Annotated in this window: 24 protein-coding genes; 12 read left to right on the forward strand and 12 right to left on the reverse strand. The window is 65.5% G+C overall.

The window, feature by feature from the left end; translation table 11 throughout:
- Positions 1-41: 41 nt before the first annotated feature.
- From LI72_RS14060 to LI72_RS14075, 4 genes are read left to right on the forward strand one after another with little or no spacing between them, the layout of a single operon-like run.
- Positions 42-1,268 (forward strand): acetyl-CoA acetyltransferase, encoded by a 1,227-nt coding sequence (locus LI72_RS14060; protein ID WP_033926560.1) that lies wholly within the window; start codon positions 42-44, stop codon positions 1,266-1,268.
- On the forward strand, positions 1,265-1,696 hold the full coding sequence (locus LI72_RS14065) for a nuclear transport factor 2 family protein (RefSeq protein WP_033926561.1): 432 nt from the start codon (positions 1,265-1,267) through the stop codon (positions 1,694-1,696). The genes LI72_RS14060 and LI72_RS14065 overlap by 4 nt, the downstream gene beginning before the upstream one ends.
- Complete coding sequence (locus LI72_RS14070; protein WP_033926562.1) at positions 1,693-3,474, forward strand: AMP-binding protein; 1,782 nt, start codon at positions 1,693-1,695, stop codon at positions 3,472-3,474. Before LI72_RS14065 ends, LI72_RS14070 begins: the two co-directional genes overlap by 4 nt.
- 36 nt (positions 3,475-3,510) lie before the next feature.
- The gene (locus LI72_RS14075; RefSeq protein ID WP_033926563.1) at positions 3,511-4,299 is read left to right on the forward strand and encodes a DUF1295 domain-containing protein; all 789 of its coding nucleotides are present in this window, start codon (positions 3,511-3,513) and stop codon (positions 4,297-4,299) included.
- A 12-nt stretch (positions 4,300-4,311) separates the two neighbouring features.
- Here the strand turns inward: LI72_RS14075 and LI72_RS14080 are convergent, their stop codons facing one another.
- The 3 genes from LI72_RS14080 to LI72_RS14090 are packed head-to-tail and all read right to left on the reverse strand — an operon-like array spanning position 4,312 to position 7,385.
- Complete coding sequence (locus tag LI72_RS14080) at positions 4,312-5,235, reverse strand: NAD(P)H-dependent flavin oxidoreductase (protein ID WP_033926564.1); 924 nt, start codon at positions 5,233-5,235, stop codon at positions 4,312-4,314.
- Positions 5,236-6,381: an acyl-CoA thiolase gene (locus LI72_RS14085; protein WP_033926565.1), complete on the reverse strand. Its 1,146-nt coding sequence runs from the start codon at positions 6,379-6,381 to the stop codon at positions 5,236-5,238. It abuts the gene before it with no gap.
- Positions 6,378-7,385: an NAD(P)H-dependent amine dehydrogenase family protein gene (locus LI72_RS14090; RefSeq protein WP_052129866.1), complete on the reverse strand. Its 1,008-nt coding sequence runs from the start codon at positions 7,383-7,385 to the stop codon at positions 6,378-6,380. Before LI72_RS14090 ends, LI72_RS14085 begins: the two co-directional genes overlap by 4 nt.
- A 159-nt stretch (positions 7,386-7,544) precedes the next feature.
- Between LI72_RS14090 and LI72_RS14095 the strand changes: the two genes are divergently transcribed.
- Positions 7,545-9,254 (forward strand): class I adenylate-forming enzyme family protein, encoded by a 1,710-nt coding sequence (locus tag LI72_RS14095; protein WP_033926567.1) that lies wholly within the window; start codon positions 7,545-7,547, stop codon positions 9,252-9,254.
- Here the strand turns inward: LI72_RS14095 and LI72_RS14100 are convergent.
- Positions 9,251-10,753, reverse strand: a complete 1,503-nt coding sequence (locus tag LI72_RS14100; protein ID WP_231562484.1) for a carotenoid oxygenase family protein — start codon at positions 10,751-10,753, stop codon at positions 9,251-9,253. The two genes, LI72_RS14095 and LI72_RS14100, sit on opposite strands and share 4 nt — an antisense overlap.
- Before the next feature lie 133 nt (positions 10,754-10,886).
- On the opposite strand from LI72_RS14100, the gene LI72_RS14105 reads away from it, so the two are divergent.
- The 6 genes from LI72_RS14105 (at position 10,887) to LI72_RS14130 (ending at position 15,261) form a co-directional block, all read left to right on the forward strand.
- A complete protein-coding gene (locus tag LI72_RS14105; protein WP_197051917.1) occupies positions 10,887-11,420 on the forward strand; it encodes a nuclear transport factor 2 family protein in 534 nt (177 codons plus the stop codon).
- A 63-nt stretch (positions 11,421-11,483) separates the two neighbouring features.
- A complete protein-coding gene (locus LI72_RS14110) occupies positions 11,484-12,449 on the forward strand; it encodes a winged helix-turn-helix transcriptional regulator (RefSeq protein ID WP_033926569.1) in 966 nt (321 codons plus the stop codon).
- A gap of 83 nt (positions 12,450-12,532) precedes the next feature.
- On the forward strand, positions 12,533-13,426 hold the full coding sequence (locus tag LI72_RS14115; protein WP_052129869.1) for an SDR family NAD(P)-dependent oxidoreductase: 894 nt from the start codon (positions 12,533-12,535) through the stop codon (positions 13,424-13,426).
- A gap of 2 nt (positions 13,427-13,428) precedes the next feature.
- On the forward strand, positions 13,429-13,983 hold the full coding sequence (locus tag LI72_RS14120) for a nuclear transport factor 2 family protein (RefSeq protein WP_052129871.1): 555 nt from the start codon (positions 13,429-13,431) through the stop codon (positions 13,981-13,983).
- Positions 13,980-14,732 carry an SDR family oxidoreductase gene (locus LI72_RS14125; protein WP_033926570.1) on the forward strand — a complete coding sequence of 251 codons (753 nt, stop codon included), beginning with the start codon at positions 13,980-13,982 and terminating at the stop codon, positions 14,730-14,732. The genes LI72_RS14120 and LI72_RS14125 overlap by 4 nt, the downstream gene beginning before the upstream one ends.
- 1 nt (position 14,733) lies before the next feature.
- A complete protein-coding gene (locus LI72_RS14130) occupies positions 14,734-15,261 on the forward strand; it encodes a nuclear transport factor 2 family protein (RefSeq protein WP_052129873.1) in 528 nt (175 codons plus the stop codon).
- Positions 15,262-15,336: 75 nt separating this feature from the next.
- Here LI72_RS14130 and LI72_RS14135 read toward each other — a convergent pair whose 3' ends face one another.
- From LI72_RS14135 to LI72_RS14170, 8 genes are all read right to left on the reverse strand, one after another.
- A complete protein-coding gene (locus tag LI72_RS14135; RefSeq protein ID WP_081985023.1) occupies positions 15,337-17,694 on the reverse strand; it encodes a TonB-dependent receptor in 2,358 nt (785 codons plus the stop codon).
- Positions 17,695-17,864: 170 nt separating this feature from the next.
- The gene (pobA, locus tag LI72_RS14140) at positions 17,865-19,043 is read right to left on the reverse strand and encodes a 4-hydroxybenzoate 3-monooxygenase (RefSeq protein WP_033926572.1); all 1,179 of its coding nucleotides are present in this window, start codon (positions 19,041-19,043) and stop codon (positions 17,865-17,867) included.
- Positions 19,040-19,981 carry a Gfo/Idh/MocA family oxidoreductase gene (locus LI72_RS14145; RefSeq protein WP_033926573.1) on the reverse strand — a complete coding sequence of 314 codons (942 nt, stop codon included), beginning with the start codon at positions 19,979-19,981 and terminating at the stop codon, positions 19,040-19,042. Before LI72_RS14145 ends, pobA begins: the two co-directional genes overlap by 4 nt.
- A complete protein-coding gene (locus LI72_RS14150) occupies positions 19,978-20,820 on the reverse strand; it encodes a class III extradiol dioxygenase subunit beta (protein WP_033926574.1) in 843 nt (280 codons plus the stop codon). Before LI72_RS14150 ends, LI72_RS14145 begins: the two co-directional genes overlap by 4 nt.
- The gene (gene ligA / locus LI72_RS14155) at positions 20,820-21,227 is read right to left on the reverse strand and encodes a protocatechuate 4,5-dioxygenase subunit alpha (protein WP_033926575.1); all 408 of its coding nucleotides are present in this window, start codon (positions 21,225-21,227) and stop codon (positions 20,820-20,822) included. Before ligA ends, LI72_RS14150 begins: the two co-directional genes overlap by 1 nt.
- Complete coding sequence (locus LI72_RS14160) at positions 21,224-22,249, reverse strand: amidohydrolase family protein (protein WP_033926576.1); 1,026 nt, start codon at positions 22,247-22,249, stop codon at positions 21,224-21,226. The genes ligA and LI72_RS14160 overlap by 4 nt, the downstream gene beginning before the upstream one ends.
- A complete protein-coding gene (locus LI72_RS14165; protein WP_033926577.1) occupies positions 22,246-23,109 on the reverse strand; it encodes an NAD(P)-dependent oxidoreductase in 864 nt (287 codons plus the stop codon). Before LI72_RS14165 ends, LI72_RS14160 begins: the two co-directional genes overlap by 4 nt.
- A 54-nt stretch (positions 23,110-23,163) precedes the next feature.
- The gene (locus tag LI72_RS14170; RefSeq protein ID WP_033926578.1) at positions 23,164-24,369 is read right to left on the reverse strand and encodes a LysR family transcriptional regulator; all 1,206 of its coding nucleotides are present in this window, start codon (positions 24,367-24,369) and stop codon (positions 23,164-23,166) included.
- Between the two features lie 97 nt (positions 24,370-24,466).
- Here LI72_RS14170 and ligK point away from each other — a divergent pair, with 97 nt between their 5' ends.
- Positions 24,467-25,138: a 4-carboxy-4-hydroxy-2-oxoadipate aldolase/oxaloacetate decarboxylase gene (ligK, locus tag LI72_RS14175; RefSeq protein ID WP_033926579.1), complete on the forward strand. Its 672-nt coding sequence runs from the start codon at positions 24,467-24,469 to the stop codon at positions 25,136-25,138.
- Positions 25,139-25,181 lie beyond the last annotated feature (43 nt).

A 25,181-nucleotide genomic window follows, 5' to 3' on the forward strand; every position in this document is an offset into this window, starting at 1 on the left:
TCAAGCTTGTATAAGCATACCATCAAAGCAGGAGAGGCGAGATGGTATATGTGCTGGGCGGATGCCAGAGCGATTTTGCGCGCAACTGGGCGCGTGAGGGCCTTTCGATAGGTGACGGTTTTGTCGAGACGGTCCGCCAGGGACTCGAAGCGACCCGCCTCGACGCCACCGAGATCGAAAGCGGCCATGTCGGCAATTTCGTCGGCGACCTGTTTTCAGGGCAAGGCCTGCTCGGCGGGTTCTTCGCCTATGTCGACCCTGCGCTCGATGGTCTTCCCACCTCTCGCCACGAAGCGGCCTGCGCCTCGGGCAGCGTCTCGGTGCTCGCCGCCGCCGCCGAGATCGAGGCGGGCCGCTATGACCTTGCCTGCGTCGTCGGCATCGAGATGATGCGCAATGTGCCAGGGCAGAAGGCGGCCGAAAATCTGGGCGCTGCCGCCTATCAGGGCCGCGAGTTCGGCGATGCGCAGTTCGTGTGGCCGCGCGCCTTTTCCGATCTGGCCGAGGAATATGACGCACTCTACGGCCTCGATTACGATCACCTCGGCCGCATTGCCGAAATCAACTTCGCCAATGGCAGGCGGAACCCCGCCGCACAGACGCGGCAATGGCAATTCGGCCCAGACAGCTTCAAGGAAAACGACGAGGCCAATCCGGTCGTCGAAGGCCGCACCCGCAAGAATGACTGCGGTCAGGTCACCGACGGCGCGGCAGTGGTGTTCCTGGCGTCGGAAAGCCGCGCCCGCGAATATGCGGCCAAGCGGGGCATTCCGATGGAATCGCTGTCGCGCATCGCCGGCTGGGGCCACCGTTCAGCAGCGCTCGGTTATCGCGACAAGCGCCGCATGGCGGGCGACAGTCCTTACCTGTTTCCGCAGGTCAAGCGCGCCATCGACGACGCGCGCGCCCGCGCCGGTGTCGCGGGTGTCGAGGCCATCGATGCGGTCGAGACGCATGACTGCTTTGCGATGACCGAATACATGGCAATCGACCATCTCGGCCTCACCGCCCCTGGCGAGGCATGGAAGGCGGTCGAAAGCGGCAATATCGAGATCGGTGGCAAGCTGCCGATCAACCCCTCGGGCGGGCTGATCGGCCTGGGTCATCCGGTGGGCGCCACGGGCGTGCGCATGCTGCTCGACGCGCACCGCCAGGTGACGGGCAATGCCGCCGACAACCAGGTGGAAGGCGCGCGCCGCGTGCAGACGCTGAACATCGGTGGATCGACCACGACCACGGTCAGCTTCATCGTGGAGCAGGCAGCATGAGCGATGCCCGTTTCAACCAGTTCAAGCAACTGATCGCCGCCTGGACCCGCAAGGACGCCGAAGCCGTGCTTGGCATGCTGCATGAGGATGTCGTGTGGCATTATGCTGCCGCCATCGCCCCGCCCGCGCGCGGCAAGGCCGAGGCGCGTGCGTTCATCGAACGCTTCGGAGCGACGATTGCCGAGGTCAACTGGCGGATCTTCGCGCATGCCGAAACCGCCGACCGGCTGTTTGTCGAGGGCGTCGACGAATATGTCACCACCGATGGCGTCCGCGTCGCCGCGCCTTATGCCGGGATCATCGAATACAGCGGCGACAAGATCATCGGCTGGCGCGATTATCTCGACCGCGCGACGGTCGACGCCATCAAGGCGGGCAAGCCCTATCCTGCTCAGGTGAAGGAACTGCTCGACCGGCCCGCCGCATGACGACGATCATGCTGGCCGACGCGCCGTTTCGCGAAGCCGAGTTCATGCCGGTCGACCTCGATGTCGAACGGCGCGCTGATGGCACGATCATCCTCCAGAGCCGCGTTCCGCTGCGCGATTTCGACGCCAATATCCCGCGCGCCTTCGCGGCACGCGCGGCGTTGAAGGGCGATGCTCCGGCGATCGGCTGGCGCGGCGCCGATGGGCAATGGGCCTATCGCAGCTATGCGCAGATCAAGCGCGACATGGATGGCGCGACCCGCTGGCTCACCGACCATTTCCCGCGTGGCACACGGCTGCTGATCATCGCCGAGAACAGCCTGCCAGTCGCGGTGATGACCTTTGCCGCCTGGGCTGCGGGCATGATCATCGTACCGGTCAGCATCGCTTACGGTCTGGCGGGCGGCGATTACGCGCGTCTCCGACACGTGGTTGCGCGGACGGCGCCGGATGTGATCCTGGCCGAACCGCACCCCGCGATCGCCGCTGCGCTGGCAGCGACCGCACCGGAAGGCGCACAGATCATCAGCAGCGACCCTGCCCCCTTCGCCGGGGCGACCGCCTATGCCGATGTCATCGCCACCGATCCCGGTGCGGTCGCAGATGACGCCATCGCCGCTGTCGATCCTGCGGCCCCGGCGATCTACATGCTCACCTCCGGCTCGACCGGCCTGCCCAAGATCGTGCCGCACAGCCTGACCGCGCTCGCCGCATGCGGCGCGCAGGGGCTGGACATGATCGGAAAGGCAGCAGGCTGGGATGACGTCATGCTCGACTGGCTGCCCTGGCATCACGCGGCGGGTGCGTCCGTCATGCGCACCTGCCTGCTTGAAGGCGGCACGCTGCATATCGATGCGGGCAAGCCGCTTCCCGGCCTTTTCGACCAGACCATCGCCAACCTGCGCGAGATTTCGGTCTCCTATTTCAACAACGTGCCCACCGGCTATGCGATGCTGGTCGATGCGATGGAGAAGGACGCGCAGCTGCGCGCGCGCTTCTTCGCCAAGATGCGGCTGATGCTCTATGGCGGTGCCGGGCTCCCCCAGCCGGTCTACGACCGGTTGCAGGAACTGGCGATCGCCGAGACCGGTCACCGCGTCCACATGACCACCGGCTATGGCATGACCGAGACGGTCTCGGGCTGCATGGCGATCCATTTTCCCGCCACCCGGGTCGGCATCGGCCTGCCCGCGCCGGGCCTGGCGCTCAAGCTGGTGCCGTGCGATGGCCGCTATGAGGTGCGCCTCGCCGGGCCGAACGTGATGAAGGGCTATCTCGACGATCCCGAAAAGACGGCAGCGGCCTTTGACGAGGAAGGCTTCTACCGCACCGGCGACGTCGCGGTCTTCCACGACGAGACCGATCCCGGCCAGGGCCTCGCCTTTGCCGGACGGCTCGCCGAAGAGTTCAAGCTCGCCAATGGCAACTGGGTCTATGGCGGCGCGGTGCGCGAGAAGCTGCTCAAGGCCTGCGACGGTCTGATCGCCGATCTGGTGCTGGCCGATGACGGCCGGCCTTATCTTGCGATGCTCGCCTGGCCCAAGCCGGGCGCGACGCTGGAATCGGTGGCCGATGCAGTGCGCAGCTATAACACAGGCGCGCGCGGCGGGGCGGTGATCAGGCGGGTAGCCCTGTTCGACACGCCGCCCAATGCGGGCGCGCACGAGCTTTCCGACAAGGGCACGATCAACCGCCGTGCGGTGCTCGATGGACGGCGCGAATGGGTGGAGCGGGTGTTTGCCGATCCACCAGGCCAAGGCGTCGCCATCACCGGCTGACGCACGCAATACCAACGATAATCGGGAGAAAACGGGATGCTGACGATTCTGGCGATCAACGCGGCTGTGCTGGGCTCATGCTTTGTCGCTCTATGGCTGATCTGTCTGGGGACACGCGACGTGACCCCGGTGGACAGCTTCTGGGCGTGGGGCATGCTGGTGATGGCAGCATCCACCTATGTCCAGGCCGAAGGCGACCCGACCCGCATGCTGATGCTGCTGGCGATCTGCGGACTGTGGGCCGCGCGACTGGGCAGCTTCATGCTGTGGCGCTGGCGCAGCCATGGGCCCGACAGGCGCTATTCGGCGCTGCTCGGCAAGGCCCAGCAGCACAAGGGCTGGAGCTTTGCCCGCGCCTCGGGCCAGCTGGTGTTCGCCACGCAGGCACCGTTGCTGTTCGTCGTCTGCCTGCCGGTGCAGCTGGGCCAGATCGATGCCGCGCCACCCGTTGGCCTGCTGGGCCTGATCGGCGCAGGTCTTGCGCTGTTCGGGATCGCGTTCGAGACGATCGGCGATGCGCAGCTGGTTGCGTTCAAGGCGAGGCCGGAAAATCAGGGCAAGCTGATGACCGGCGGCCTGTGGCGTTACACCCGCCACCCCAATTACTTTGGCGATGCGACCACTTGGTGGGGTCTGTGGCTGATCGCGGCAGAGACCTCGACCGGGCTCGCCGCCATCATCGGCCCGATGCTGCTGACCTGGACGCTGATGAAATGGTCGGGCGCGCCGACGGTCGAAAAGCGGCTGGCCAAGACGCGCGAAGGCTATGCCGAGTATGTCGCGCGCACCTCCGGCTTCATCCCGATGCCGCCGAAACGCGGCTGAGCGGCCCGCGGGTCAGTTGGTTCCGGCCCGCTGACCCAGTCGCTCAGATGCGGTGCGGAAACCGGCCTCGATCTCGTTGACGATGGCGCTGATCGGCTCGATGCTGCGGACGGTGCCGACCCCCTGCCCTGCGGCCCACAGATCCTTCCACTTGGCATGCGGATCGCCGCCATAATCGCGGGTAGCGGGCTTGCCGAGGTCCTTGGGGTCATAGCCGTAGGCGACCAGCGACGGGATCAACCAGGACGCGGGCGTGCCGGTGATCGCGGGGCTGACGACGAGATCCTCAAGCCCGCTGTCGACGACCATCTGCTTGTAGCCCGGCACCGCCATGCTTTCCTCTGCCGCGAGGAACCGCGTGCCCATATAGACGAGGTCTGCGCCCGCCGCGATCGCGCCTGCCAGCGCCGCGCCGTCCGAAATTCCCCCGCCGACGCAGATGATGCCGTCGAACTCGGCGCGCAGCGCGGTGATGAAGGCGAAGGGCGAGAGAAAGCCGGTGTGCCCGCCAGCGCCCGCCGACACGCAGACCAGTCCATCCGCGCCCGCCGCTGCCGCCTTGCGACCCAGCGCCACGGTGATGACATCGGCCAGCACGACGCCGCCATAGCCGTGCACCGTCTCCACCGCAGGGGCCGGGCTGCCCAGAGCGGTAATCACAATCGGCGGCTTGTGCTTGGCGATCAGCGCCAGATCATCCGCCAGCCGCTGATTGCTGCTGTGCGTCACGAGGTTCGCCGCCCACAGCCCAGGAGCACCCGCGGTCTCGGCGGCGATCCGCGTCATCCAGGCGTCGAGGTCCGCGGCTGTGCGGCAGTTGGGCGTGGGGAACGACCCGATGATGCCCGATCGCGCTGCTGCGATCACCATCTCGGGGCCCGACACCAGAAACATCGGCGCGGCCACCACCGGCAGGCGCAATTTGTCGATGATCATTCAGATTCGCTCCACGATTGTTGCCACGCCCACGCCCTGCGCGCCGGTCGCCACCACAAGGCCCAGAGTGCCGCCCGACGCGGTCAGCGCATCGATCAGCGTCGAAAGCAGGATCGCGCCGGTCGCGCCCATCGGGTGCCCCTTGGCGACATGGCCGCCGCTGACATTGACCTTGTCCGGATCGGGCGCGCGGTCGCGCAGGAACTTGGCGTGGGTGACCGCGAACGCCTCCATGAACTCGATGCGGTCCATGTCCGCCAATGTCACCCCCGCTCTGGCCAGCGCCTTGTCCATCGCGGCAAAACCTGCGGTCAGCGAATCCCAAGGATCGCCGCCAACTTCGACATGCGCGACGATGCGCGCGATCGCACCCTCGCGCGGGCCGACCAGCGCGAGCCCGGCACCATCGGTCATCGGCGGGGCATGCGCGACGCTGTGGCGGTGGTCGATCTGCCTTTCGCCCAATACCGCACGATAGCCCTCGGCCAATGCCGGAAACGCCGGCGGCAGCGCCTGCAGCCGCTCCAGCGTCATCGGCCGCACCGCTTCCTCGCGATCCAGCCCTGCCACCGCGATCCGCGAGGCGAGCAATTCGGGGCGATCCTCTGCCGCCGCCGCGCGCGCCTGCGAGGTCATCGCCACCGCATCAAGCTCGGCGCGGGGAATGCCTTCCTTTTCAGCGAGCATGTCGGCCGCCAGCGCCACCTGCATGTAACGCCGGTCGGGCGGCATGTCGGCGGCGGTATAATAATCGGCCTTGTCGGCCATGAAGGCGACCTTGGACAGCATCTCCACCCCGCCGCCGAGCGCCCATTGCGCCTGGCCCGAGGCGACCGCCGCCGCCGCCGCGCCGATGGCGGACAGGCCCGAAGCGCAGAAATTGTTGAGCGTATGCACCGCAACCCCATCGGGGAGTTCGGCCTTCAGCTTGGCGACCAATGCGATATGCCCGCCCTGCGCGCCGACCTGGCCGACACAGCCCAGGGTCATCCGCTCGGCGCGCCCGCGCGGATCGGCCCCGCGCGCCTCCATCGCATCGACGAGATGCGCGACCAGCCCGTGCGGCGTCTCTTGCGCCAGCCCGCCATCGGGCCGTGCCCTCCCACGCGGCGTGCGCAAAGCGACATGCAGATAGGCCTCGCTCATGCCGGAGCCCTCCACGCGCTGGGCGGCTGAAAGGCGAACAGCCCCGGCGGTGCCGCGATCACGGCGGGGATCGCGTTGATCGCCACCGCGACCGTCGCATCAGTGAGCGCGCGCGAGGGCGGCGCGTTCGGATCGGTTTCGGTGATGTCCATGGTCAGATGGATATTGGGACGCCCTTCGATGCGCACGTCCCAATGCCCACGCCCGCCCTCGTGCAGCGCCGGATCAGCGGTCCACAGGATCGCCAGCGTGAAGCGCGTGCCGCAGGTGTAATGCGCGGTCCAGCGCCATTCGGTCGCCGCCACGGTGTCTTGCGGGATGGTACCGGCGGGTATGACAATGTCGGCGGGGGCCATGGTCAGCCGATGATCTGGTTCGATTTTTCCGACCTTTGTACCCATTTGGTGCGCGGCAAACACCAGCACTTCGGAAAAAAGCGCACGGTAAAGCTCTGCCAGGGGCCCGGTGCGGATGTCGCGCACCGCAGGATCGCTGCCCAGCCCCATCAGATCGAACACGAACGCGGCGCTCGCCATGGCCGAGGCATCGACCGTCTCGCTGACATGGATGTGCTCGACCTCGACCGACATCGCGGTGGCGGCCAGCGCGATCCGCTCGACGATCATGCCGGGGCTCACCCCGACGCCCGCCAGCGTGGCATTGCCTTCGATCGCGGCGCGGTGCAGCCGATCAGCATAGTCCGGCCCCTGCGCTGCAGGCCAATGGAAACCGGCGGTGGAAATCACGTTCTTGCCCGAACGCAGCAGCGCCTCGACATCGGGTACCAGCGCATCATAGGGCAAGGTGATCCGCGGCGTGTGGATGACAACATCGGCGTCAATCGCCAGCGTCTGGGCCAGATCGGACGTCGCCAGCACGCCGGTGAGCGGACGGCGCGCGATCTCGCCTGCGTCCTGGCCCGCCTTGCCCTGCGAATAGACATGCACGCCTGCCAGAGCGAGCGCGGGATCGTCGATGATGCGGCGCAGCGCGGTGCGACCCATCGCACCGGTCGCCCATTGGATGACCTTTATGGTGATGCCAGCCTCCCCAGTTCCGTTTGTTTTCAGGGGGTCGATAAATCACCCCCGGGCCGCAGCTTTGGCTTGCGAAGGGTTTAGGTATCTTTATGAAAGCTGTAAAGCACAAGACAGGAGAGCGCGATGTTTCTGACCCCAGCAGAGCGGATTGCGGACCACATGGCGCGCGGCTGGTGGGAAGGGATCAGCGTCGATGCGATGCTGCGCCGCGCGGTCAGCGAATGCGGCGACGCGCTGGCGATCGTCGATCCGATGAACCGCGAAACACTCGATGGCTGCGCGCCGGAGCGGCTGAGCTGGCTTGAACTCGATGCGCGGGTCAATGCGATGGCCGCCGCCCTGATCGGGCTGGGGCTCGCCAGGGACGATGTCGTTTGCGCGCAACTGCCCAACACGGTGGATGCGGTGATCCTGTTTCTTGCTGCCGCCCGGCTGGGGCTGATCGTCAGCCCGGTGGTGATGCAGTATCGCGAGCACGAGCTGGCCCATATCCTGTCGCTCACCGATGCCCGGGCGTTCGTCACCGTGCCCACGTTCCACGGCCATGATCATTGCGCGATGGCGGCAGGTCTGGCCGAGGTGCGCCCAGGCATGCAGGTGCTGACCATGGGCCCGGCGGCCCACGGCACCGATCTCAAGGCGCTCGCCGCCGCTGCAGACCCCGCGCCGGTGACGGAATGGTGCGCCGCAAACCCCGTCGATGGCGGCGAGGTGCTGACCATCTGCTGGACATCGGGCACCGAAGCGCGGCCCAAGGGCGTGCCGCGCGATCACAACCACTGGGTGCTCAACGCCAAGGTGATCGTCTGGGGAACCGGCATGGTGGCGGGCGATGTGCTGCTCAACCCCTTCCCCTTGGTCAACATCGCCTCGATCGGCGGGCTGGTGCTGCCCTGGCTGGAGGTGCGCGGCACGTTGGTGCTGCACCACCCGTTCGACTTGAGCGTCTTCCTCAAGCAGATCGAAGCCGAGCGCGTCACCTATACGATCGCGCCGCCCGCCGTGCTCACCGCTTTGCTCAAGCAGCCGCAGATTGCCGCCTCGGTGGACCTGTCGTCGCTGCGCGCGATCGGCAGCGGTTCTGCGCCGCTCACCCCCTGGCTGATCGAGGGCTGGGCGCAAGCGCACGGCATCGAGATCTGCAACATCTTCGGATCGAACGAGGGCATGGCGCTGATGTCGTCCCCCGGTGACATTCCCGACCGCGCCGAGCGCGCGCATTATTTCCCCCGCTTCGGCGCCGAGGGTGTCGAATGGTCCAACCCGGTCTCGGGCGTGATGCGCACCCGGCTGGTCGATCCGGCGAGCGGCGCGGTGATCACCGAACCTGGCCAGCCGGGCGAGATGCATATCGCGGGCGGCAACGTGATGTCGGGCTATTGGCGTTCACCCGAGCTCACCGCAGCCGCCTTCGACGGCGACTGGTTCCGCACCGGCGACCTGTTCGAGATCGCAGGCGAAGGACCGCTGGCGCGCTTCTACCGCTTTGTCGGGCGATCGAAGGAGATCATCGTGCGCGGCGGGGTGAACATTTCGCCGGCCGAGATCGACGAACTGCTGGTCACCCTGCCGGGCGTGCGCGAGGCGGCCACGGTCGGGATTCCCGACGCCGATCTGGGCGAACGGATTGCCGTTGCGGTCGTCATCGACGACGGCACGAGCCCGCCCGATATCGCCGGCATCGGCGCGCATCTGGCGGCGGCAGGCGTGGCGGTGTTCAAGCGCCCCGAACGGCTGGTCGTCCTGCCCGCGCTGCCGCGCAACGCGATGAACAAGGTGGTCCGCGCCGATCTGCGCGAGGCGGTGCTGGCAGCGATGAACGGCGCGGCTTAGGCCGCGACCGCCATGGCCCGCTCGCGCCGCGCGGCCTTGTCGCGCTCCAGCACATCACGCTCGACCCAGTGCGAATGGGTGCCGCTGCTGATCTTGTGCGGCAGCGCGATGCGGCAGACGGGGCCGTCGGCAAAACGCTTGCAATCGATGATGATGCACTCGGACGTGCCCTGGTTCTCGTCGATCACGAAGCTCACCAGATAGCCGTCATCCTCGTCCTCGGCCCCGACGCGCGGCGCGAACGGTGCTTCGGAGGCATAGCGGCCTTCCGGCAGCGTGATCGTGGTGGATGTGCCCGTGTGCAGGTCGTGCTTGACGAAGCCGTTGAACAGGAACCAGCCCGGCCGGGTCGTGGTCGAATAGGCATAGCGATAGGGCTGCGCCAGATAGCGCTGGTTGATCATGCCGAACTCGACCAGCTGATCGCCCAGCGATTGTTCGCGCGTCTTGCCGGTGCGCAGATTGAACCGCCAGCGGTGCAGCGTGGGCTTGAAGCTGTTCTCGTCGATATGCGCCATCATCGCGCCATGCCCGCCCTCATGCTCGAGCGGATCGGGCGTGGGGTTGTTCTGGAAATAGCCGTCGAGCACAACCTCCTCGCCTTCTTCCCAGGCGTTGAGCCAGTGCAGCACATAGGTCGGCGCGGCATCGAACCAGCGGATGTCGGACGGATCATGGCGGTTCACCAGGGCAAAGCGCGAGGGCAGATCGTGCATCCGCACCGCGTGGATGTTGCGCTCGAGCAGCTGCTCATCCCAGAACACGGGAAAATCGTTGAGGATCGCCCAGTTCTCGCTGAACGCCATGTCGTGCGGCAGGCGCGGCCCCGGCAGCGGCACCGGCGCATAAGTCGTCAGCCGGCCTTCGGGGTCGACCACGCCGTAATGCATGAACGGCGCATGCTTGGAATAGTTGAAGAACAAGAGCTCGCCGGTGCGGTCATCGACCTTGGGGTGCGCGGAAATGCCGTCGATCGGCACCCAGGGTGCAGGACCCATCGGCTCGAGCGTTTCGGGGTCCATCACATAGCCCTCGCCGCACTGGTAGAAGGTGGCGATCGCCTGGCCGGCATGGACGATGATGTCGGTGGAGGCACTGTCCTTCAGACTGCCGTGCGCGCCGAAGCCGGGACGACGCGAGAGGCTCGGCCTGTCCTGCAGCCCGCCCCACAGCGACCCGCCCGCCTCCTGCTCGGCCTGAAAGCAACGCGAACGGACGAAGCGGTTGCGGTAATGCGCCGTGCCGCGGCGGAAATCGATCTGGTGGATCATGCCGTCGCCATCGAACGGGTGATAGCGGCCTAGCGGCTGGTGCACCTGGTTTTCGGTGTTGCGCAGGTAAATGCCGTCAAGGTCCTCAGGGATCGCGCCTTCGATCACATCCAGATCGAAGGCGTTGACCTCCTCGTACTGCGGGGTCCACGGCCCGGTGAGATACGGATGGTTGCTCGGCTGCAACGTGGAACGGATCGCAGGCAACCGTTCGATCCTCATGGCCATAACCTCATCCTCTGGCTTTTCAGTCCTATCCCGTCCGGATAGCAGAATGGTCTGGTTACGCAAGTGTGTTTGCGGTACAGCGATGCGGCAGGCCGGACGCACCGGCCGCATAACCAAAACCAAGGAGGATGCCATGACCCAATTCCGTACCGCTGCATGGGCGTTTGCCGCCCTGTCGCTGGCCGCAGGCGCATTGCTGCCCGGCACGGCCTGGGCGAAGGATGACGTGGCAGCCGATTCCGCAGCCAAGGAGAGCGCAATGACCGACCCCAAGATTGCTGTCGTCGAGAAGATGATCGACGCCTGGAACCGCCGCGACTGGAAGATGGTGGGCGATCTGTTCGCCGAGGACGGCGTGCTGCATTCGATGATGATCGAACCGGTCAACGGCCGCCCCGCGATTGCCGAGCGGATCAACGCGCTGGGCGCAGGCATCGAGAGCATCACGCTGCACATCCATAACATCGGCCGCATCGGCGATGTCGTGGTGATCGAGCGCACCGACGAGTTCGTCTACAAGGGCCACAAGGGCAAGGTGCCGGTGGTCGGCATCCTCGAGGTCGAGGGCGATCACGTGAAGGTCTGGCGCGAATATTACGACCGTGCCGAGCTGCTGCGCGAGATGGGCATCCAGGAAGAATTCCATACGCCCGCCGCAGCCCATTGAGGCAAAAGCCGCGCCGGAGCGAAAGGCTCGACGAAGCGCTCCGGCGCGCTTATTGTCCGTCCCGTGACTGTTGAACCGCAATTAATCCGTACCTGCTCGATCTGGCGCGCATTGGAAGTGGTGGGCGATGCGCCCACGGTGCTGGTGATCGAGGCAATCTGGCTGGGCACCCGCCGCTTCGATGCGCTGCGCAAGCGCACCGGGCTTCTCAAGGCGTTGCTGAGCGATCGGCTCAAGCGTCTGATCGCCAATGGCATGATCGAGAAGTGCCCGAGCAGCGACGGCGGCAACCGCCACGAATATGTGCTCACCCAAAAGGGGCGCGATCTCTACTGGACCTCGCTAATGCTGCTGCGCTGGGAACAGCGCTGGGGCCTGGGCCGCAACAAGATCAAGGTCGAGCTGACCCATCAGACCTGCGGCCACACCTTCGAGCCCGAACCGGCGTGCCGCGCGTGCAACCAGACGATCGACGCGACACAGGTGGAGTGGGAGCCCGGCCCCGGCGTCGGCATGATGGAGCCGGTCTATTCGCGCCGCCGCCAGCAGCGCGAGACGACGCAGGATGCGACATCCTTGTTCGACGAGGCCGCGCGCATCATCGGCGACCGCTGGGCCAGCCTGATCATGCGGTCGATCTTCACCAACATCAACCGCTTCGACGATATCCGCCGTGACACCGCCATCGCCACCAACATCCTGGCAGAACGGCTCGCCTGGCTGACCTCGATCGGGGTGATCCGCCAGCAGCAATATGTCGAGAGCCCGCCGCGCTTCGAATACCGCCTGCGCCGCAAGGGGGTGGATTATTACCCCGCGCTGCTGATGCTGATGATGTGGGGCGACAAATATTTCTGCTCGCCCGACGGCCCGCCGGTGTTGCTGACGCACCGCGATTGTGGTCATCGGCTCGAACCGCAGGTGGTGTGCTCGCACTGCCGCGAACCGATCGAGGCGCATCAGGTGGACTTCCGCATCGTCGAGATCGCCGAAAGAGAGGCCCCGCGGCACGATGCCATTCCCGCCTGATCGCCATCGCCGAACCCGGCGATTTTAAGCTTTCATTATCATACCAAACTGGCTAGCCTTTCCCCATCGGGAGAGAACAGGCCATGGTTTCCAGCGTCGAACGCGCGGTCATCGTCACAGGTGCGGGCAAGGGCCTGGGCGCAGCTTTTGCGCAGGCACTTGCCGCTGACGGCGCTGCGGTGCTGGTCAACAACCGGCTGCGCGATGGCCAGCCCGACAGCGCAAAAGCCATTGCCGAGGCAATTTGTGCCCGTGGCGGCGTGGCGATCGCCAACCATCAGGATGTGGCAGCCCAAGGCGCAGCAGAGGCTCTCGTGCAGGCAGCGCTCGGCGCCTTCGGGCGGATCGACGCGGTGGTGTTCAATGCGGGCATCATGGGCCCGGCTGCCAAGCTGCCCGATATGGACATGGCTGCGCTGCACGATGTGCTGAACACCAATTTCTTCGCCCAGGCCGCGCTGGCGCAAGCCGCCCTGCCCCACTTGCTGCAAAGCCCCGCTGGGCGGATGGTGTTCATATCCTCTTCCGCCGGGCTGCATGGCGTGCGCGGGCGCATCCCTTATGCAGCATCCAAGGGTGCGCTCAATGCCATGGCGTTGACGCTGGCCGATGAATTGAAGCGGACCCAAGTGCGCGTGAACGTGCTGTGCCCCTATGCCGCCACCCCGATGACCGCGCAGGATGGCGTGGCCGACGACCCCAGGCTTGCGCCCGACCATGCGGCGGGGATGGCGGCCTATCTTGCCAGCGCAGCGTGCACCCTCAACGGCCAGATCTTTCTCGCGGGCGGCCGCCGCTATCGGCGCGCACGCACCATCGAAGGCCGCGGCGCGCTTGCCGCCGATAACAGCAGCAGCTGGGTCGAAGCCAACATCGCCGCCATCGCCGCGATGGACGACACCCGCGAATTTACCGGCGCAGAGGCGGCCTTTGCCGACCTCTATGCCAGCATGGAACACCCAGAAACCGGAGAATGAGGATGCGACTGACCGTGGAACAACTGCTCGACAGGCAGGAAATAGAGGACATATTGATCGGCTATGCGCGCGGCGCCGACCGCGCCGATGTCGATCTGATCCATGCCGCCTACCATCCTGACGCCATCGAGGATCATGGCGGCGTCTATGTCGGGCCCGCGGCGGATTATGTCGCGCTGATGGCCAAGATCCTGCCCACCGCGCCGCTGATGTCGCACATCTGCACCAACATCTCCGTCGAGTTCGTCGAGGACGATCTGGCCGTGACCGAATGCTATTTCCTCACCTTCTCGCGCCGCCTGGCCGACAATGGATCGTTCGACAGCCTGACCATGGCCCGCTGCGTCGACCGGTTCGAGCGGCGCGAAGGCGCATGGAAGATCGCGCACCGCAGGCTCGCCTGGGAATGGAACCACGAAATGCCGATCAACGAGACCTGGGGCCGCGGCATGATCATCCCCGACATGGGCAAGGCGGTGCGCGGCGCGAAAAAGCCCGACGACATTCTCTATGGCGCCTGGGCGCGCGAGCGCAGCAAGGTGGAGGCCGCAGCATGAAGATCGAGGGATGCACCGCCATCGTCACCGGTTCCAACCGCGGCATCGGCTTTGGTTTCATTGAGGAACTGCTCGATCAGGGCGCAGCGCGGGTCTATCTGGCTGCTCGCAAGCTGGCGGACGCTGAGGCCGCCGCTGCGCAGACCGGCGATGCCCGCGTCGTGCCGATCCAGCTCGACGTCACCAAGCATGACGAGGTCGCAGCAGCCGCTGAGCGCTGCACCGATGTCGATCTGCTGGTCAACAACGCTGGTGCCTTCCACCGCCAGACCCTGCTCGAAGCGCCGGACATCAGCTTCGCGCGCGACGAGATCGAGACCAATTATCTCGGCATGCTGGCCATGGTCCGCGCGTTTGCACCGATCCTCAAGGCAAACGGCGGCGGCGCCATCGTCAACGTGCTGTCGGCGGGCGGCATCTGCGCGGTGCCCAACATGGGCGGCTACAGCCCCAGCAAGTTTGCCGCGCGCGCCGCAAGCGACTGCCTGCGCGCCGAGCTGGAACCGCAGGGCACGCATGTCGCCGCGCTGATCGTCGGGTCGGTCGACACCCGGATGGCCGAGCATGTCACCTGGCAGGCCAAATCGTCCCCGCGCGATATCGGCAAGGCCGGGCTGATGGCCGCTGCCCGCCGCATCGACGAGCACGATACCGATCCGCATGCCGAATCGGTCCGCGCCTTCCTGGCGCGCGATCCGCACACGCTCAAACGGTCGATGGCCAAGGCCCTGCACGACGGGAGGCGCTGAAATGAAATACGCCAACACGCTCGAGACGATGCTCGCCAAGCAGGACATTGCCGATTGCCTCGCGCGCTATGCGCGCGGGGTCGACCGCGCCGACGGCGAGATGCTGCACAGCTGCTATTTCGATGACAGCATCGAGGAGCATGGCTCGAGCTATTCCGGCCCGGCGCGCGCCTATATCGACGGTGCTATCCAGCGGATGCAGGGCGGCGACGTCATGGGCCATTATCTTTGCAACCTGCATGTCGAGTTCGAAAGCGACACGCTCGCTTATGCCGAATGCTATGTGCTGACCTTCGCGCGCTTTTCCAAGCAGGGCGAAAAATGGGACACCTTGACCGGCGGACGGATTGTCGACCGGTTCGAGAAGCGCGACGGCGAATGGCGGATCGCGCACCGCAAGATCACGCTCGACTGGAACCGCGACATGCCGATGGCCGAAGGCTGGTGCCTGGGCCTGTTCAAGCCCGAGGATCCGCGCATGCTGATGGGCGAAAAGGGCCGAGGCGACCTCAGCTACAACCGCTTCTGATCTGACAGAAGCCGTCACGAAAAAGGGGCAGCCGGTGCGGACCGGCTGCCCCTTTTTGTTACCCGGCAACCCCGGTCAGAACTTGACCGAGATCTCCGCACCATATTGGCGCGGCGCGCCCAGACGGCTGACCTCATCCCCGAAGAAGGCGATGATGTTGGTCCGATAGAGCGTGTTGGTGAGGTTGCGGCCCCAGAGCGAGAACGTGATGTCGCCATTGCCCGGGGTGAACGAAACGCGGCTGCCAAGCTGGCCATAGCCGCCTTCGCGCTGCAGATTGTCCGGAGCCCAGAACAGCCGCGCCTGGTGGCTGTAATTGACGTTGAACCGCAGCGCATCCGACCAGTCGCCGATATCGGTGACGAAATCGGCCGCGACATTCCACTGCGCTTTGGGTGTGCGCTGCAGGAAGTTGCCCGAATTGTTGTTGCCCAGCGAATCGGTGAACGCGATGTACTTGGTGTCGAGCAACGTCAGCCCGCCCGACAGCGTCAGCCCCGTCGCCACTGCAATCGTCGCTTCGGCCTCGACCCCCTGGATCTTGGCGTCCGCCGCGTTGTCGGTGATGTTGCACAGGCACGCGGCGGAGGTCTGGGTGACCTGCAGGTTCTTGTACTTCATGTCGAACACCGCGACGTTGAGCCGCAGCCTGCGATCGAACAGATCGACCTTGCCGCCCAGTTCGAAGCTGGTCACCGTCTCGGGGTCATAGCTCGAGACGGCAGCAGCCGCGTTGGCCGGATCGTCCTCGAAGCCGCCGCCCTTGTAGCCGGTCGAGAAGGTGCCATAGAACAGCATGTCGTCATTGGGCTTGAACTCGATCGTCGCCTGCGGCGTGATCTCGCTCCAGCTGTCCGAATAGCGCGCGGTGAAGCTCTGCCCTTCGCGGAACGTACCCGCGAGCGGAGTCAGCGCCACCTGGTCGTTGGGATTGAACTTGTCGCCGCCTTCGACCGCGGTACCGGTCACGCGGCCCGACTTGCGATCCTTCGAATAGCGGACACCCGCCACCACCCGCAACTGCGGCGAGAAGCGATAGCCGAGCTGGCCGAAGAACGCGTAGCTCTCGTTGGTGGCGCGATTGTCCCACCGGCTTTCGCCCGACAGCGTGGTCAGCACGGTCAGCGGCACCTCGGCCCAGAACCGGTCGAGCTTGGTCACCTTGTCGTGCTGGTAATAGGCGCCGAAAATCCAGTCGAACCCGCGATCCGACTGTTCTTCCGAGACGACACGCAGTTCCTGACTGAACTGGCGGATATTCTCGTCCTCGTTGACCGGGAAGGTGAACAGCGTCGGCGAGATCACGCCAAAGCCGTTGTCCGGCCCGATGCCGGTCTGGTCATAGACGTTGAACGCATCCCCCTTGCGATAGCCGGTGATCGACGACAGCGTGCCGAGGCCGCCCAGCCCCTGGTCCATGCGCAACGACAGGCCCCAGGCCTCACGGTTGAGCTGTTGCGGCGTATCGGCGGTCTCGCCCTTGTAGCGCGGCCATTCGGGCAGGCCTTCGCGCAGCTTGAGCGGGCGTCCGCGGATCACGCCGATCGCAGCGCGCGCCGCGCTCCACGGGCCGGAGCCTGCGGCCGGGCCATCGATGGCGACCGAATGGAAGCCGTTCGACTTGTCCTTGGTATAGTCGAATACCAGCCGTGCGGTGAAATCGCTGTCGTCAGGCTCGACCATCAACTGGCCGCGGAACTGGATGCTGTCGACATCGTCGAGATCGACATCGTGCAGCAGATCCTGGTTGAAGCCGTCACGGTTGCGATACTGGAAGCTCAGGCGTCCGGTCAGCGGTCCGCTGATCGTTCCGGTGATATGACCGCGCGCCAGCTTCTCGTTGTAATTGCCGTAGGAGACCGCCAGGCTGCCGCCCGTATCGGCTTGCGGGCGGGCGCTGTAAATGCTGATCGCACCGCCGACGACGTTGCGCCCCAGCAGCACGCCCTGCGGCCCGCGAACGACCTCGACCCGCTCAATATCGTACATGTCGAAATTGAACAGGCCCGAGCGGCCAACATAGACATCGTCGACGAAGATGCCGATCGACTGGTCCGCCGAGGGGCTGTCGAGCCGGGTATTGGTGATGCCGCGAATGTTGAATTCCTGGTCGATCGGCGACAGCGCGGTGAAGCTCAGCGATGTCGCCTGCCCGGCGAGATCCTCGAAGCTCAGGATGCGGGCAGTTTCGATCGATTCTGCACTGAACGCCGAAATTGCGGCCGACGTATCCTGCACGGTGGAATCGCGCCGCTGCGCGGTGACGACGATATCGGCAATCTGCGGACCCTGGCTATCCTGCTCGCCCCCGGCCTGCTCTCCGGCATCCTGTGCCGTTGCGGGCGTGGCGACCGCCGCCATCAGCGCGACGCCCAGCGCGGTCATCGAAATACGGTTGAATCGGCAACGCGCGACGCAATTGTGCTTTGGCATCAATCAGTTCCTCCCCCTCATCGCCAGCGCTTGTCGCCGGTCACTTGCAATACTAGACCTAACTCAAAGGTTCGTCAATGCAAGTTACTGCCCTCGGTTCGGGGGCAGTTGAGAGGGACCAAGCGCGAGCGCCCGATGCCGTAAAGGAAAATCAGAGTCGGCCGGCCGCCTTACACCGGCAGACCGACATAGTTCTCCGCAATTGCGGTCTGCATCGCGGGCGAACGCGACAGATAATCGAGCTCTGCGATCTGCATCCGCCGCTCGAACGGCCCCTGCTCGGGGAAGCTGTGCATCAGCTTGGTGAGCGACCAGCTGAAGCGTTCGGCCTTCCAGATTCGCGACAGCGCCTTGGCCTGATAGCCCAGCATCGCCTGCTCATCCTGCCGCCGGTAGAATCCGATGATCGCATCGGAAAGATAGTGCACGTCGGATGCCGCAAGGTTGAGGCCCTTGGCGCCGGTGGGCGGCACGATATGCGCCGAATCACCTGCCAGGAACAGACGGCCATGGCGCATCGTCTCGAACACATAGGATCGGAGCGGCGCGATCGACATTTCGAGCGCCGGGCCGCGCGTCACGCCATGCTTGGAAATGCCGTTGAACCGCTCTTCCAGCTCGTCCCACAGCCGGTCTTCGGGCCAGTTCTCGATACGCTCCGTCAAAGGCACCTGAATGTAATAGCGGCTGCGCGTGGTCGACCGCATCGAGGCCAGCGCGAAACCGCGCGGGCCATTGGCATAGATCAGCTCGTCGTGGCAGGGCGGCACATCGGCCAGAATGCCCAGCCAGCCGAACGGATATTCGTGGATGTATTCGCGCGCCAGATGCGCCGGGATCGCGCGGCGCGAAGGGCCGTGAAAGCCGTCGCAGCCCGCGATCAGATCGCACTGCAGCGTGTGCGCCACGCCGTCCTTGGTGTAGGTCACGCTGGGCTGGTCGCTGTCGACATCGTGCAGCGCCAGGTCTTCGGCTTCGAACACGATCTCGAGCTCGCGCTGCGGCGCAGCGGCGATCAGGTCGCGGGTCAGCTCGGTCTGCCCATAGACCACCACGGTCTTGCCGGTGAGAGCCTTGATGTCGATGCGCACCAGCATGTCGCCATCGGCCAGGTTGAAACCGTCCTCGACCATGGCCTCGCGGTTCATCCGCTCGTCCAGCCCCAACCGGTGCATCAGATCGGTGGTCACCGTCTCCAGCACGCCCGCGCGGATGCGGCTTTCGACACGTTCGCGGGTCTGGCGTTCCAGGACCACGCAACCGATGCCCTCGGCCTTGAGCAGATGACCGAGCAACAGCCCGGCGGGGCCCGATCCGATAATCGCGACCTGGGTGCGGCGCGCGCTCATGCCAGCAACTGCTGTTCGAGTTCGCCCAGCACCCGGTAGCAATCGAGCACCTGTGCGACCGAGCTGTTGGGCTCGCGGCCTTCGCGGATCGCGGAAATGAATTCGCGGTCCTGCAGCTCGATGCCGTTCATCGAGACGTCCACCTTGCTCACGTCGATCGGCTCTTCCTTGCCGTTCACTAGGTCGTCGTAGCGCGCGATATAGGTCGCGGTGTCACCGATATAGCGGAAGAAGGTACCCAGCGGCCCGTCGTTGTTGAAGCTCAGCGACAAGGTGCAGATCGCGCCGCTCTCGCTCTTGAGCTGGATCGACATGTCCATCGCGATGCCGAGATCGGGATGGTGCGGACCTTCCAGCACGTTCGCCTTGACGATGCGGCCCGCCTGATAGGCGAACAGATCGACGGTGTGCGCGGCATGATGCCACAGCAGGTGGTCGGTCCAGCTGCGCGGTTCACCCTTGGCATTCATGTTCTTGCGGCGGAAGAAATAGGTCTGCACGTCCATCTGCTGGACGTTGAACGCGCCTGCCTGGATCTGGTGGTGGACATATTGGTGGCTGGGATTGAAGCGCCGGGTGTGCCCGACCATGCAGACGAGGCCTGTTTCCTTCTGCTTGTCGAGCACGGCCTGCGCATCGGCCCAGCTGTCGGCCAGCGGAATCTCGACCTGGACATGCTTGCCCGCGTTCATGCAGGCGATGGCCTGCGCGGCGTGCATCTGCGTCGGCGTGCACAGGATGACGGCATCGACGTCGTCGCGAGCCAGCGCCTCGTCGAGCTCGGTGGTGGCATGAACCGCGCCATATTTCTGCGCGACAGCCTCGGCCTGTTCCAGACGGCGGCTGACGATCGAGGTGATTTCCACCCCGTCGATCAGCTTCAATCCGTCGAGATGCTTTTCACCAAAGGCACCTGCGCCTGCGAGGGCAATTCTCATGTCTGCGGCTCCAATACTAAATGTCCGATGGCCGTGTTGCTGCACGGGATGTGGTAATGGCGGTGCAGCGTCCTGACGCGCTGGCCCAAAGCGCCGCGCATGATCAGCCACATCACCATCTCGATGCCCTCGCTGCCGGTTTCGCGCAGATATTCGATGTGCGGAATGTGCCGCACCGCGTCGTCATCCGCCTCGAGCATATCGAGAAAGCGGTTGTCCCATTCGCGGTTGAGCAGGCCTGCGCGCGGTCCCTGCAGCTGGTGGCTCATGCCGCCGGTGCCCCAGATCTGCACATTGAGGTCTTCAGGGAAGCTGGCGACCGCGCGCGCGATCGCCTCGCCCAGCGCCCAGCAGCGGTTGCCCGATGGCGGCGGATAGGTGACGACATTGACCGCGAGCGGAATGACCGTGGTCGGCCATGCCTCGCACGCCCCGAACATCATGCTGAGCGGCACGGTCAGGCCATGGTCGACGTCCATCTCGTTGATGATCGTCATGTCGAACTCATCGAGGATCAGGCTCTGCGCGATATGCCAGGCGAGGTCGGGGTGACCGATGACATCGGGCACCTTGCGCGGGCCCCAGCCCTCGTCCGCCGGCTTGTAGCGCTCGCCACACCCGATCGCGAAGGTCGGGATGAAGCGCATGTCGAAGGCGGATGCATGGTCGTTATAGACCAGGATCACCACATCAGGCTTCTGGGTCTTCTCCCATTGCCGCGTCCAGTCATAGCCCGCGAAGATCGGGCCGAAATAGTCGTCGCGTTCCTTGCCCTGGTCGTGCGCGACGCCGAGCAAGGGGACGTGGCTGCTGGCCACGCCTGCGGTAATCCGGGCCATCAGCGTTTCTCCCTGATCGACCGCAGGCCTTCGGGCGAGCGGCCGCCATCCATCATCATCTGCCGGTATTCGGGCCAGCTCATGTCGGTCATCGTGCTCACCGCTTCGGCAAAGGCGATGCCGTCGGTCGAGAACAGCTTGGAGAGGAAATAGATGTTGCCCCCCAGATCGATCATCGCGTTGTAATCGCGCGCGATCACCGCGAGCTTGGCCTCTTCCGAAATCGCCCATTCATCGAGATAAGCCCGCTGGTCCGCCTTGAACCGCGCGCGGTTGTCGGCCTTCATCAGGCTCATCGCGAACTGGTTGAGGTGATAGCCCTGCCGCGCCCTGGCCGCGGTGAAAACGCGGGTGCCGGGAATGTCCTCAAACTCGGCGAGATAGGCGTGGATGTCCTGATGGTTCACAGGCCGCGCTCCTTGAGTTGCGCGTCCAACCGCGGAAAGACGCGGCGGGCATTGCCCTCGAAGATCATGTGCCGCTCGGCATCGCTGATCTCCAGCGCGTCGACATAGCGCTTGGTATCGTCGAAATAATGGCCGGTGGTGGGGTCGATGCCGCGCACCGCGCCGACCATCTCGCTGCCGAACAGGATGTTCTTGTTGTCGATCACATCGGCGAGCAGATCGATCCCTGGCTGGTGATAGACGCAGGTATCGAAGAAGATGTTGTTCATCAGATGGGTATCGAGCGCAGGCTTCTTGAGCATGTCGGCCAGGCCGCGATAGCGCCCCCAATGATAGGGCACCGCACCGCCGCCATGCGGGATGATGAAGCGCAGCGTCGGAAAATCGGCGAACAGGTCGCCCTCAAGCAGCTGCATGAAGGCGATGGTGTCGGCCGCGATATAATAGCCGCCGGTGGCGTGCATCGCCGGGTTGCAGCTACCCGACACGTGGATCATCGCAGGAACGTCGAGTTCGACCATCTTTTCGTAGAACGGGTACCAGAAGCGGTCAGTCAGCGGGGGATGCTCGAAGCGACCACCGCCCGGATCGGGATTGAGGTTGCAGCCGATAAAGCCGAGTTCGGTGACGCAGCGCTCGAGCTCCTCGATCGAACCCTGCATATCGGCCTTCGGGCTTTGCGGCAGCATGCACACGCCGGCGAACACATCCGGAAACAGGCCGACGACGCGTGCGATCAGATCGTTGCAGCGCCGCGCCCATTCGCGCGCTACCGCCTCGTCGCCGACATGCGGTGCCATCGCCGATGCGCGCGGCGAAAAGATGGTGAGGTCCGCGCCGCGCTCCCTGATCAGCCGCAGCTGGTTGGCTTCGATCGTCTCGCGGATTTCGTCGTCGGAAATCTCGGGGTACGGCGGGCATGGCGTACCCGCCTTGAACGCGGCCTTCTGCTCCTCGCGCCAGGCGTCATGCGCCTTGGGCAGGACCGTGTAATGGCCGTGGCAATCGATGATCAAAGTCATGCGGTTCTCGCAGGTTCGGGGGTTTGAATCGCGGCCAGCTTGGCCTCCAGGCCTTCGGGCGGGACAAGGCCCAGCGTACCGATCGCGCGCTGACGCTCGATCGTGCCGCGCGTCATCACCGGGTCGACGCCCAGATCGGAAAGCGTCACGGCAACCTCTTCCATCTCGGCAGCGCGGCGCAGGCCATGCGCCATCATCCGATCAAGATTGTAATCGAACCGTTCGCCCCAGCCCTGCGGCTTCCAGCTGGCATCGAGCGAGGCGATCACCGCATCGCTGACTCCTGCCCGCTCGGCTGCCAGCGCGCATTCGGTGGTCAGCGCCTCGAGACCCTTGACCATGACCGAACGGATCATCTTGATCGCCGAGGCATCGCCGACGTTGGCTCCCGCCACCGACACATGGCCAAAGCCCAGCGTTTGCAAGACTTGCGCAGCCTCGCTGGCATGGGGCCCCGCGACCAGCAGCGGCACGCCCAGACGCTGGGGCAGCACCGGCGCCATCACCGCGACATCGGCATAACGCCCGCCCGCGGCCTCGATGAGTTCGGCCGCTTGCCGCTTGGAGCCGGGCGAGACGCTGTTCATGTCGAGCCAGAGCGCACCGGCGGGCAGCAACGGCGCATAATCGCGCGCCGCCGCCACGGCCTTATCCGCGGTGACCAGGCTCAGGACGGTGTCCGCCTGCGCCAGTGCCTCTGCTGGATCGTCGGAGCCCTGCACCCCGCCTGCCGCAAAGGCAGCAAGCATGTCGGCGCGCTTTGCTTCATCGTGCGCCTTGACGTCGTAGGCGCGTGCACCTGCCGAGGCAAAGGCGCGCCCTGCCTCTCCAAAGCCGATAAAGGTGACGTTGCTGGTCATGCCGGTGGCCTAGGCGAGGAGCGCGACCCACCACCAATCCAATTGCACGGCTTCCTATTGGTTTTCCTGAAGTCTGGTTTCCACAGAGGCCTGTTGCAGCAATTCGACCAGCCGCTGCTGCGCGGTCGTCGGTCGCCATCCGCGCCGCGTGGTCAGCCCGATGGTGCGCACACTGCCCGGCAGGTCCAGATCGATCCGCACCAGCATCTCGGCATCCATCTCGACCGAAATCTGGTCGGGCGACAGCAAGGTCAGCAGGTCGCTCTGCGTCACCAGCCCGCGGATCACCATCACCGACCCGCATTCGACCGGCACCGGTGGCGGGTCGCCTGCGAACAGCGCCTGCCAGTGCGCGCGCAGCGGCGTGCCCTGCGGCCCCACCACCCAGGATTGCGCCTGCAGTTCTTCCAGCTGCACCGGCCTGCCCGCGAGCGGATGCCCCTTGCGCCCGAACACCGCCAGCCGGTCGGTGAACAGCGGAACCTGCTCGACCTCGGATGGCGGCTCGTCGCGCAGCGCACCGATCATCAGATCGATGACCCCGTCGAGCAGCGGATCGACCAGTTCGCGCCACGACCCTTCGACCACATCGACGACGGTGCCGGGGCAATCACGCAGGAAATGCGCGATCGCGCGCGGCACCACCAAGGCGCGGCTGAGCGGCATCGCACCGATGGCGATGCGCGTCGCGGGATGGGTCTCGCCCAGTGCCTCGGCAATCCCTGCGGCAATTTCGCCTGCCGCCAGCCGCACCCCGCGTGCCATCGCTCGGCCCGCCGGAGTCAGCGCCATGCCGCGCCCGCGTCGCTCGGCCAGCACCTGCCCGCTGATCTGCTCGAGCTCGCGCACCGCGCGATGGATTCCCGGCTGCGACAGCCCGCTCGCCGCTGCGGCCCCGGCAAAGCCTTGCGCATCGGCGAAATAGAGAAAGGCCTGGAGCTGGGTCGCGGTCATCAGCTGCTCGGGCCGGGAAAAGCCGCGCGCCGCACCCCGGCCAGGGCGCCGCACGGCAGCCGCCAGATGGACGAACGCCCGATCCACCCGTTCGGCCAGCGCAGTCCCCGCCAGCGTCGGATCGACCCCGCCCGAATGACGATCGAACAAGAGCACGCCCAGCTGCCGTTCCAGCTTGGCCAGCCCCTGGGTCAGCGCGGGCTGCGACAGCCCCGCCGTCTCCGCCGCACGGTTGAGGCTGCGCAGCGCGACGACGCTGACAAGCGCGCGCAAATGGCGCAAGTTGAGATCGAACGGTTGAATCATCGTATCAAGACATAGCAAAATCTTATTGCCCGTCCACAAGTTGGATTGGCGAAAGGACCCTGGCGGGGGCCACGGCAGGGCAGCAAGGAGCTTTGACATGGCAATCGTGGTTCAGAATATCGCCCGTACCGATCTCACCGTGGTGGATGGCCTCGGCGCGGCGGGCGTTGCCACCGTGCACGAGGCACAGGGCCGCATCGGCCTGCTCGCGCATCATATGCGGCCGATCTATGCGGGCGCGCGGATCGCGGGCAATGCGGTCACCATCTCCGCGCCTCCCGGCGACAACTGGATGATCCATGTCGCGATCGAGCAACTGCAGCCGGGCGACATTCTGGTGCTCGCCCCCACCAGCCCGTGCGTCGACGGCTATTTCGGCGACTTGCTCGCAACCAGCGCAATGGCGCGCGGCTGCCGTGGCCTCGTTATCGACGCCGGCGTGCGCGACGTGCGTGACCTGACGCAGATGGGCTTTCCCGTCTGGTCGAAGGCGGTATTTGCGCAAGGCACCGTCAAGAACACGCTGGGCAGCGTCAACGTACCGATCGTCTGCGCGGGCGCGGCGATCGAACCGGGTGATGTCATCGTCGCCGATGATGATGGCGTGTGCGTGGTCAAGCGCACCGATGCCGCTGCAGTACTCGAAAAGGCGCAGGCGCGTGAGGCTGCCGAAGAGGCCAAGCGGCAGCGGCTGGCAGCGGGCGAACTGGGCCTCGACATCTACAACATGCGCCCGCGCCTTGAAGAGATGGGCTTGAAATATGTCTGATCGAAACGCTTCCCTCCCCTTCAGGGGAGGGGCTGGGGGTGGG

It is taken from the genome of Sphingomonas sp. 35-24ZXX (assembly GCF_000786215.1).
Classification (GTDB): Bacteria; Pseudomonadota; Alphaproteobacteria; order Sphingomonadales; family Sphingomonadaceae; genus Blastomonas.

Coding starts and splice junctions, on each gene's coding strand:
- LI72_RS14060 (WP_033926560.1), top strand. CDS start 42: ATGGTATATGTGCTGGGCGGATGCCAGAGCGATTTTGCGCGCAACTGG.
- LI72_RS14065 (WP_033926561.1), top strand. CDS start 1,265: ATGAGCGATGCCCGTTTCAACCAGTTCAAGCAACTGATCGCCGCCTGG.
- LI72_RS14070 (WP_033926562.1), top strand. CDS start 1,693: ATGACGACGATCATGCTGGCCGACGCGCCGTTTCGCGAAGCCGAGTTC.
- LI72_RS14075 (WP_033926563.1), top strand. CDS start 3,511: ATGCTGACGATTCTGGCGATCAACGCGGCTGTGCTGGGCTCATGCTTT.
- LI72_RS14080 (WP_033926564.1), bottom strand. CDS start 5,235: ATGATCATCGACAAATTGCGCCTGCCGGTGGTGGCCGCGCCGATGTTT.
- LI72_RS14085 (WP_033926565.1), bottom strand. CDS start 6,381: ATGAGCGAGGCCTATCTGCATGTCGCTTTGCGCACGCCGCGTGGGAGG.
- LI72_RS14090 (WP_052129866.1), bottom strand. CDS start 7,385: ATGGGTCGCACCGCGCTGCGCCGCATCATCGACGATCCCGCGCTCGCT.
- LI72_RS14095 (WP_033926567.1), top strand. CDS start 7,545: ATGTTTCTGACCCCAGCAGAGCGGATTGCGGACCACATGGCGCGCGGC.
- LI72_RS14100 (WP_231562484.1), bottom strand. CDS start 10,753: ATGGCCATGAGGATCGAACGGTTGCCTGCGATCCGTTCCACGTTGCAG.
- LI72_RS14105 (WP_197051917.1), top strand. CDS start 10,887: ATGACCCAATTCCGTACCGCTGCATGGGCGTTTGCCGCCCTGTCGCTG.
- LI72_RS14115 (WP_052129869.1), top strand. CDS start 12,533: ATGGTTTCCAGCGTCGAACGCGCGGTCATCGTCACAGGTGCGGGCAAG.
- LI72_RS14120 (WP_052129871.1), top strand. CDS start 13,429: ATGCGACTGACCGTGGAACAACTGCTCGACAGGCAGGAAATAGAGGAC.
- LI72_RS14125 (WP_033926570.1), top strand. CDS start 13,980: ATGAAGATCGAGGGATGCACCGCCATCGTCACCGGTTCCAACCGCGGC.
- LI72_RS14130 (WP_052129873.1), top strand. CDS start 14,734: ATGAAATACGCCAACACGCTCGAGACGATGCTCGCCAAGCAGGACATT.
- LI72_RS14135 (WP_081985023.1), bottom strand. CDS start 17,694: ATGCCAAAGCACAATTGCGTCGCGCGTTGCCGATTCAACCGTATTTCG.
- pobA (WP_033926572.1), bottom strand. CDS start 19,043: ATGAGCGCGCGCCGCACCCAGGTCGCGATTATCGGATCGGGCCCCGCC.
- LI72_RS14145 (WP_033926573.1), bottom strand. CDS start 19,981: ATGAGAATTGCCCTCGCAGGCGCAGGTGCCTTTGGTGAAAAGCATCTC.
- LI72_RS14150 (WP_033926574.1), bottom strand. CDS start 20,820: ATGGCCCGGATTACCGCAGGCGTGGCCAGCAGCCACGTCCCCTTGCTC.
- LI72_RS14160 (WP_033926576.1), bottom strand. CDS start 22,249: ATGACTTTGATCATCGATTGCCACGGCCATTACACGGTCCTGCCCAAG.
- LI72_RS14165 (WP_033926577.1), bottom strand. CDS start 23,109: ATGACCAGCAACGTCACCTTTATCGGCTTTGGAGAGGCAGGGCGCGCC.
- LI72_RS14170 (WP_033926578.1), bottom strand. CDS start 24,369: ATGATTCAACCGTTCGATCTCAACTTGCGCCATTTGCGCGCGCTTGTC.
- ligK (WP_033926579.1), top strand. CDS start 24,467: ATGGCAATCGTGGTTCAGAATATCGCCCGTACCGATCTCACCGTGGTG.